Origin of the sequence: Dietzia sp., from assembly GCF_036741115.1 — a bacterium.
GTDB lineage: Bacteria > Actinomycetota > Actinomycetes > Mycobacteriales > Mycobacteriaceae > Dietzia.
Window position 1 is genome coordinate 1 of sequence record NZ_DAINST010000147.1, and the last position, 2896, is coordinate 2896.

The 2896-nt window shown below is 71.1% G+C and carries 3 protein-coding genes and 1 pseudogene; 1 reads left to right on the top strand and 3 read right to left on the bottom strand.

Translation table 11 applies throughout. The features are described 5' to 3' along the window. Positions 1-2: 2 nt before the first annotated feature. The gene (locus V7E05_RS14010) at positions 3-698 is read left to right on the top strand and encodes a type 1 glutamine amidotransferase (protein WP_333620244.1); all 696 of its coding nucleotides are present in this window, start codon (positions 3-5) and stop codon (positions 696-698) included. A 66-nt stretch (positions 699-764) separates the two neighbouring features. On the opposite strand, the gene recR is transcribed toward V7E05_RS14010, so the two are convergent. The 3 genes and pseudogenes from recR to V7E05_RS14025 form a co-directional block, all read right to left on the bottom strand. Continuing rightward, positions 765-1439, bottom strand: a complete 675-nt coding sequence (gene recR, locus V7E05_RS14015; protein WP_333620245.1) for a recombination mediator RecR — start codon at positions 1437-1439, stop codon at positions 765-767. A 49-nt stretch (positions 1440-1488) separates the two neighbouring features. Further along, positions 1489-1842 (bottom strand): YbaB/EbfC family nucleoid-associated protein, encoded by a 354-nt coding sequence (locus V7E05_RS14020; protein ID WP_333620246.1) that lies wholly within the window; start codon positions 1840-1842, stop codon positions 1489-1491. Between the two features lie 162 nt (positions 1843-2004). Next, a pseudogene (locus V7E05_RS14025) lies at positions 2005-2896 on the bottom strand (hypothetical protein); the annotation flags it as partial.

Consider the following 2896-nt stretch of genomic DNA (forward strand, 5'->3'; position numbering starts at 1 on the left):
TCATGGGCACGTACGGGGACGATGGCAACGCGCTCATCCTGCGGCAACGCCTGCGGTGGCGCGGGTATTCGGCGGAGATCGAGCGGATCACGCTCGACGATGTCGTGCCGGAGTCCTGCGATATCTACGCCCTCGGCGGCGGCGAGGATTCGGCGCAGGTCCTCGCCACGCAGCACCTGCAGAAGTTCCGCGGGCTCCAGGCGGCGGTCGCGAAGGGCACGCCCGTGCTCGCGATCTGCGCGGGCATGCAGATCTTCGGCGAGTGGTTCGCGATCGCCGACGGCTCGCGCGTCCCCGGACTGGGCCTACTCGACGTGACCACCTCGCCGCAGAAGTCCCGCTCCATCGGCGAGGTCGCCTCGACGCCGCAGCTCGCGGGCCTCTCGGCCCCGCTGCTCGGCTTCGAGAACCACATGGGGGCCACCGTTCTCGGCCCCGACGCCTCCCCTCTGGGAAGTGTGACGGCGGGCATCGGCAATGGCACGGCGGGCGGATCGGCGCCTGCCGCCGACCGGAGCGAGGGCGTGGTCCAGGGCAGCATCGTGTCGACGTACATGCACGGGCCGGCGCTCTCGCGGAACCCCGAGCTCGCCGACCTCCTGCTGAGCCGCGCGCTCGGCGTGGATGCGCTGGAGCCCGTCGAGGTGCCAGCGCAGGAGCGGTTGCGGAGCGAGCGGCGGGCGGCAGCGCGGAATTAGCCGCCGAGCGAAGGGCGCCAGAGGCGGGCTAGCGGCCGGGCACGGAAGCCTGGTATCGCTACTCCCCTAGGCCCCCTTCGACTGCGAGAGCACGCGTCGCCCGGACAAGGCGTGCCCGAGCGTGATCTCGTCGGCGAACTCGAGGTCCCCGCCCATCGGCAGCCCGGAAGCGAGCCGGCTGATGGTGAGCCCCGGGAAGTCCCGGAGCAGCCGGACGAGGTACGAGGCCGTTGCCTCGCCCGTGGTGTTCGGGTCGGTGGCGATGATGACCTCGCCGACCTCGACCGGCTCCGGGGCCTCGGCGCCGTCCGCGGTCTCCGATTCCGTGGCCGCCTCCGGCGTCGATCCGGCGACGCGGCGCAGGAGCTGGGAGATCCGTAGCTGATCGGGGCCTATCCCGTTGATGGGATCGAGGCTCCCGCCGAGCACGTGATAGACGCCCGAGTACTCCTTGGTGCGCTCGATGGCCTGCACGTCCTTCGGCTCCTCGACGACGCAGACGAGCGACAGATCGCGCCGCGGATCCGAGCAGATCCGGCAGCGCTTCTCCGCGGACACCGTGCCGCACACCTCGCAGTACGTGACCCCCGAGAGGATCGAGCCGAGCGAGGACTGGAGCCTCTCGATGTCCTCGGGCTCGACTTGGAGGAGGTGAAAAGCGATGCGCTGCGCGCTCTTCGGCCCGATGCCGGGGAGCTTCTCCAGCTCGTCGATGAGGTTCTGTACTGGACCTTCGTACACAGTGTCCGTTCGTTCTCTATAGCTCTGTGGGCAGGTGGGGACGCGGCATCTAGAGGCCGAGCCCGCCCATCATGTCCCCGAGCCCGCCGCCCATGCCGCCGGCGAGGGGTCCGAGCTTGTCCTCCGCGAGGTTCGCGACCTTCGAGTGGGCATCGGCGAGCGCGCCGACGAGGAGATCCTGCAGCGTCTCGACATCCTCCGGGTCGACGACCTTGGGATCGATCTGCACGTTTGTGATCTTGCCGGTGCCCTCCATGGTGACCTTGACGAGCCCGTTGCCCGCCTCACCCACGACCTCCGACTGCTGGATCTCCTGCTGCGCGGCGGCGAGCTGCTGCTGCATCTGCTGCGCCTGGGCGAGGAGCTGGCTCATATCTCCGGACTGCATTCCATCGGGCTGCATGGGTTCTCCTATGTGTTCGGGTGGTCGACTCCCTGGAGGCAGGTCTCCCGCCTCCAGGAAGCCGAGGTGCATCTACTTCAACGGCCGTTCTGGGTACCCAGACTATCCGCGCGCTCCGACACTCGCCGCGCCCGCCGCGCCGGGCGCCACGCCCGGGACCTGCTACTCGAGCGGCGTGGCGCCGAGGTGCTGCTTGAGCAGGGCGAGCGCGATCTCGTCCGGCGTCCTGTGGTCCATGTGTTGCGGGCCTAGCCTGGCCTCGTCGACCATCTCCTGCTCGCTGACAGGCGGCCCCTGCGGGTCGATCCCGGCGATCTTCGTGCCGGTGTGCGGCGCCTCCGCGGCTTGCGCGGCGGCGGCCCGCTCGCTCCACGTGCGGCGACGCGGCTTGTCCCCGTTCGCCTCGCCCGTGGTCGCGGCCCCTGAACCAGTCTCCGGCCCGCGTGCGGGACCGGAACCATTCGCCTGTGACGGCGCAGGTCCCTGCTCCCCGCCACCCGCATGCTGCGGCGGCCGCGCAGTGCTCCACTGCTCGCGGTCGCCCCACGCCTCGGGCGGCTCCGGGTCCTCGGGCGGCGGTGGGATGTCCTCCGGCGGCTGCGGCCGGCGGCCACCGTGTGGTTCCCCGCGCCCCTGTGGGGCAGAGGCCTGCTGCTGTGTCGGTGCTTGTTGCTGTGGTGCTTGCTGTTGCCGCACGGCACCGTAGGCCTGCGGACCGGTTTCTCCCGGCGCCTGTGCCGGCGACTGTGCAGAGCTACCCGCCGCGGTGCCCCTGCGAGCGGGACTCGCCGTATTCGCAGTTCCGGCCGGTGCGGCACCGCCGCGGCCACCGCGCACCGGGGCGGGCGGAGCGGCCGCGCCGCCCTGCTGCACTGTGGTCGTCCACTCGCCGCCGAAGACCGCGGACAGCGCCTCGGCGATGGTGCGCGAATGGTGCTGCTCGTTGAGCCTGTTCGCCAGCGCGGCGGTCTTGTGCGACAGCTGCACCTGGCGCCCCTCGATCCCGATGACCACGGCGTCCGCGAGCATCACCTCCAGCGTGCGCGAGCGCTCG

Excerpts from the sequence above, each read along its gene's own strand:
- V7E05_RS14020 (WP_333620246.1), bottom strand. The coding sequence starts at position 1,842 with ATGCAGCCCGATGGAATGCAGTCCGGAGATATGAGCCAGCTCCTCGCC.
- V7E05_RS14010 (WP_333620244.1), top strand. The coding sequence starts at position 3 with ATGGGCACGTACGGGGACGATGGCAACGCGCTCATCCTGCGGCAACGC.